The following is a 5072-nucleotide window of genomic DNA, read 5'->3' on the forward strand; positions in this document are numbered from 1 at the left end:
CGGCCCATGTAGCAGTTGGCCACCTGCCAGCGGGTGAGGTCGATCGGGTGGTCGGTGGTGAGCTCGTCGTACACCAGCTTGTGGGTCTTGCCGAACCCGAGGGCGGTGTAGCCCCCGTTGTTCTCGGGGAGCTTTTGCTTGATGATGTCGGCCTCGATGGTCACCCCGATGTGGTTGGCCTGGCCAGTGAGGTCGGCCGCGGCGTGGTAGTCGGTGCCGTCCACTTTGAATTCGGAGTTCCGCAGATAGCACCACAGCACGGTGAACAGTCCGAGCTCATGGGCCCGGTGGAAGGCCTCGGCCACTTCCTGGATCTGGCGGGTGGCCTCCTCTGAGCCGAAATAGATGGTGGCCCCCACGCCGGCCGCGCCCAGGTCGTAGGCCTGGTCCACCGACCCGAACATCACCTGGTCGAACTTGTTGGGGTACGTCAGCAGCTCGTTGTGGTTGAGCTTGACGATGTAGGGAATGCGGTGGGCGAAACGACGGGAGGTGGCCCCCAGAACGCCGAACGTGGAAGCCACCGCGTTGCAGCCTCCCTCGATGGCCAGCTCCACGATTCCCGCGGGATCGAAGTACCGGGGATTGGGGGCGAATGAGGCCGCGCCTGAGTGCTCGATTCCCTGGTCCACCGGCAGGATGGATACATAGCCGGTGCCGCCCAGCCGGCCGTGGTCGAACAGTGACTGGAGGTTGCGCAGCACTTGGGGAGAGCGGTCGGTGCTGGCCATAACCCGGTCCACGAAGTCGGGGCCGGGAAGGCTCAAATCCTCGCGGGGAATGGTCTTGGATTCATGGGATAAGAGCGATTCAGCCTCGTCGCCCAACAGTCCTTCGATGTCCACGATCGCCTACTCCTTCGAACAAACTGCCGACTGTTCTCACCTTACCGGCGGACAGAATCCCTCAGGGGCATCCCCAGGGGTATTTCGCTAACGAAGAGCTTCCAAACGCTCGGCCACGTCCACGTAGAGCTCGTCTTGGTCGCGGAGCCAGCCGAACAGCTCCCGAGCCCGGGGTATTTCGCCGGCCCGCTCGCACAGATCGGCTAGCGCGTAGGCTTGGCGGAGGTGGTGCTCTTTGGCCCGCCGGGGCAGCTGGAAATCAACGGACAGCAGGCGAACGGCCTCGGTCAGCTCCCCCCGGTCGCCCAGTGCGCCGGCGGCAACGATTCGGCCCTCGGCCAGCACTGCGGAACTCTCCCCCGAGGCCCGCAGCTCGGCCCAAATCAGCTCTACATCGGTCCACCGGCGCTGGGCCCGGTAGCAGTCGGCCAACACCGGATGGAGATCGGTTCGCCCTGTGAGCTCTCGGTTGGCTTCCAGCTCTCGAGCGGCCAGATCCCACCGGCCCAACCGGTAAAGGGTCAACCCAGCCAGCTCCCTTATCTCGGGAACCTTGGGAGCTTCTTTGGTCATGCCGTCCAGTGACCGCCAAGCCCTTCGGTAGTCCTCTTGCTCATAGGCATCCTCGGCCCGCTCAAGCCGCTGTCGGAGCGTCACCGCCATTCGTTGGCCGACTGCCTCCTCCAACTTCTGGGACTGAGATGGCGAGCCGCTCTCCGACAGCGGCGTGCGCCGACGGCCCCGCGATTGCTTGCCTGGCTTGGCGGCTGGAGCCTCGGTGAGATTGCCCCGCTCGACCGCCTCTCGGGCCTCTGACCGAAGCTGCTTGGTGCGCGCCTGCCGAGCCGCCCGTCGCTCTGCTCTCAGACGGGCTTCTTCGGCCTCTTCGGGTGTCAGATCTGGGTCGGGCGGGGTTTCGTCGGGGACGGGCAGAGGCTCTTCGTGGATCTTGGCCGCACCCTTCCGGGCCACCGAGCCCATGTGGCGCGGTCCCTTGGGCGGAGGTGGTTTTTCCCTCCGGCGATCTTCCCCCGAAGGAGGCTTTCCTCTCCGGCGATCTTCCCCCGAAGGAGGCTTTCCTCTCCGGCGATCTTCCCCCGAAGGAGGCTTTCCTCTCCGGCGATCTTCCCCCGAAGGAGGCTTTCCTCTCCGGCGATCTTCCCCCGAAGGAGGCTTTCCTCTCCGGCGATCTTCCCCCGAAGGCGGCTTTCCTCTCCGCCGATCTTCCCCCGAAGGAGGCCCCCCCTTGCGACGATCCTGCCCCGAAGGAGGCATTCCTCTCCGGCGATCTTCCCCCGATGGAGGCCCCCCCTTGCGACGGTTCTGGGACGCCTGCTGTCGAGGTGGCCTCCGGCGGTTGGGAGGCTTGCGACCAGAACCTCCGCCGGAAGACACCGCCAAAGTGTAGTGGCTGGCCGCTGAATCAGCGGTTAACGAAAGCGGGGAGCCAAATGGCTCCCCGCTGTTTGCGAAATCCGGCGGCGACCTACTCTCCCAGGGCGTCTCCACCCAAGTACCATCGGCGCTGGTGGGCTTAACTTCCGTGTTCGGAATGGGAACGGGTGTGACCCCACCGCCATCGCCACCGAAACCTTTATGTTCTTGTCAAAGAGGCAGAGCTTCAAGAACTCCACAGCGAGCACGAACATCGGTTTCGACATCGAGTTAGTGATGTAGAACCAAGCCCTCGGCCGATTAGTACCGGTTAGCTGAACATGTTGCCATGCGTACACTTCCGGCCTATCAACGTGGTGTTCTGCCACGGGCCTTACCCGGTTGTCCCGGTGGGTGATCTCATCTTGGAACAGGCTTCCCACTTAGATGCTTTCAGCGGTTATCCTTTCCGCAGGTCGCTAACCAGCCATGCCCTTGGCAGAACAACTGGCACACGAGAGCTGCGTCCGTCCCGGTCCTCTCGTACTAGGGACAGCTTTCCTCAAATCACCTTCGGCTACAGAGGATAGGGACCGAACTGTCTCACGACGTTCTAAACCCAGCTCGCGTACCGCTTTAATGGGCGAACAGCCCAACCCTTGGGACCTGCTTCAGCCCCAGGATGCGATGAGCCGACATCGAGGTGCCAAACCTTCCCGTCGATATGGACTCTTGGGGAAGATGAGCCTGTTATCCCCGGGGTACCTTTTATCCGTTGAGCGACGGCGCTTCCACACGCAACCGCCGGATCACTATGCCCAACTTTCGTTTCTGCTCGACCCGTCGGTCTCGCAGTCAAGCTCCCTTGTGCCATTACACTCGACGCCTGATTGCCAACCAGGCTGAGGGAACCTTTGGGCGCCTCCGTTACTCTTTGGGAGGCGACCGCCCCAGTCAAACTACCCACCTGACACTGTCCTCAACCCGGATTACGGGCCCAAGTTAGATGCCCAGCATGAGCAGAGTGGTATTTCAAGGTTGACTCCACACAGACTTGCGTCCATGCTTCCCAGTCTCCCACCTATCCTGCACAACACATACCAAACACCAATATCAAGCTGTAGTAAAGGTCCACGGGGTCTTTCCGTCCTTCTGTAGCTAACGAGCATCTTTACTCGTACTTCAATTTCGCTGGGTCTATGGTTGAGACAGTGGGAAAGTCGTTACGCCATTCGTGCAGGTCGGAACTTACCCGACAAGGAATTTCGCTACCTTAGGACCGTTATAGTTACGGCCGCCGTTTACTGGGGCTTAGGTTCAGAGCTTCGCCTTACGGCTAACCCCTCCCCGTAACCTTCCAGCACCGGGCAGGCGTCACAGCGTATACAGCGTCTTACGACTTCGCACGCTGCTGTGTTTTTAGTAAACAGTCGCTTTCCCCTGGTTTGTGCCACCCAATCAAGCTCCGGACGCGAAGTCCATTACTTTACTAGGGTCATCCTTATCCCAAAGTTACGGATGTAATTTGCCGAGTTCCTTAACCATAGTTCTCCCAATCGCCTTGGTATTCTCTACCTGCCCACCTGTGTTGGTTTGGGGTACGGGCGCCGTGAAAGCTCGCTAGCGGCTTTTCTTGGCAGTACAGGATCAGTGACTTCACCTCATGCGGTTCGGTATCACGCCTTAGGCTTTATGGGGACCGGACTTACCTGGGCCCCGCCCTACACGCTTACCCCAGGAACTACCGTCGCCTGGGTTCACCTACCTCTCTGCGTCCCCGCGTTGCTGGCCGCTCCGGTGTGGGTCGGTTTCTCCTGTCCCTTACCGGGACAGGCATCCCCTTAGCAACACCGGTTAAGCCTGGACGCGTTCACAGCGGTACCGGAATATCAACCGGTTGTGCATCGACTACGCCTGTCGGCCTCGCCTTAGCTCCCGACTCACCCTGGGAGGATTAGCCTTCCCCAGGAACCCTTGGGCTTTCGGCGGAAAGGTTTCTCACCCCTCTCTCGCTACTCATACCAACATTCTCACTCGGACTCAGTCCACGTCAGCTTGCGCTGCCGCTTCGCTCCAAGCCCGACGCTCCGCTACCACTCCTGCCTAATGGCAGAAATCCGCAACTTCGGTTTCTAGCTTTAGCCCCGTTACATTGTCCGCGCAGGATCACTCGACCAGTGAGCTGTTACGCACTCTTTCAAGGATGGCTGCTTCTAAGCCAACCTCTTGGCTGTCTGTGCAATCCCACATCGTTTACCACTTAGCTAGAAATTAGGGACCTTAGTTGGCGGTCTGGGCTGTTTCCCTTTCGACCCCGAAGCTCATCCCCCGGGGTCTCACTGCCGTGCTCTAGAACCATGGCATTCGGAGTTTGGCTGAGGTTGGTAAGCTTGTCGGCCCCCTAGCCCATCCAGTGCTCTACCTCCATGGTTGAACGCACAACGCTGCACCTAAATGCATTTCGCGGAGAACCAGCTATCTCCGGGTTTGTTTGGCCTTTCACCCCTATCCACAGGTCATCCGCCCAGTTTTCAACCTAGGTCGGTTCGCGCCTCCACGGAGTCTTACCCCCGCTTCACACTGCCCATGGATAGATCACCCGGCTTCGGGTCTACGGCATGCGACTGTACGCCCTATTAAGACTCGCTTTCGCTCCGACTTCCCTTCACAGGTTAATCTCGCCACATACCGTAACTCGTTGGCTCATTCTTCAAAAGGCACGCCATCGCGATCTCTGATTGACGATCCGAAGATCATCGGTTGAGACGACGCTCTGACTGCTTGTAAACCAACGGTTTCAGGTACTATTTCACTCCCCTCCCGGGGTACTTTTCACCTTTCCCTCACGGTACT

Annotated in this window: 2 protein-coding genes and 2 rRNA genes; all 4 read right to left on the minus strand. The window is 60.0% G+C overall.

What is annotated here, in order from left to right; translation table 11 throughout:
* The coding region (locus OXI49_00155; GenBank protein MDE2688908.1) for a class I fructose-bisphosphate aldolase at nucleotides 1-848 on the minus strand (848 nt) is incomplete at its 3' end.
* Between the two features lie 84 nt (nucleotides 849-932).
* The gene (locus tag OXI49_00160) at nucleotides 933-1826 is read right to left on the minus strand and encodes a hypothetical protein (GenBank protein ID MDE2688909.1); all 894 of its coding nucleotides are present in this window, start codon (nucleotides 1824-1826) and stop codon (nucleotides 933-935) included.
* Between the two features lie 492 nt (nucleotides 1827-2318).
* A 5S ribosomal RNA gene (gene rrf / locus OXI49_00165) occupies nucleotides 2319-2435 on the minus strand.
* An 85-nt stretch (nucleotides 2436-2520) separates the two neighbouring features.
* Nucleotides 2521-5072 (minus strand): 23S ribosomal RNA (locus OXI49_00170); the annotation flags it as partial.

This window comes from Acidobacteriota bacterium, from assembly GCA_028875725.1.
Classification (GTDB): domain Bacteria; phylum Acidobacteriota; class Thermoanaerobaculia; order Multivoradales; family Multivoraceae; genus Multivorans.